Origin of the sequence: Pseudoalteromonas sp. MMG013 (assembly GCF_018100885.1) — a bacterium.
Lineage (GTDB): Bacteria > Pseudomonadota > Gammaproteobacteria > Enterobacterales > Alteromonadaceae > Pseudoalteromonas > Pseudoalteromonas aurantia.
Map to the genome: position 1 here is coordinate 1 of NZ_JAGJEE010000131.1, position 416 is coordinate 416.

Below are 416 nucleotides of genomic sequence, written 5' to 3' on the forward strand. Positions count from 1 at the left end.
CCTAAAATCCCGACCACCATCTCCAACGAGCGCTCCACACACAAGCCCACTAAACTGTCTGGCCCAATAGCATGATGCTCTCGCAGATAATGCGCCAGTTGGTTCGACTGCTCATTCAACTGCTTGTACGTCAGTGTTTTATCTGCAAAGACCACCGCAACCTTATCCGGCTGCTGCTGTGCTTGTTGTTCAAATAAGGTATGAATGCATGCCGCTTTATCGTATGCAATTTCCGTATTATTCAGCCCTGTCACTAAATGCGCTGTCTCTGACTCCGACAACATCGCCAAGCTAGGCAACGCCGCTGTCTCTTCTGTGACTTCACTCAAACTCGTTAATAAACGACACAAGTGTGCGTTTAACCGCGCTATCGCTGCTTCACTGAATAAACCTGTATCATATGTCCAGTTAATACC

1 protein-coding gene is annotated in these 416 nt (G+C 47.6%); it reads right to left on the bottom strand.

Annotation, left to right across the window (positions count from 1 at the left end; all coding sequences use genetic code 11):
- A partial coding sequence (locus J8L98_RS24665; protein ID WP_210998695.1) for an AMP-binding protein occupies nt 1-416 on the bottom strand: 416 nt, incomplete at both ends.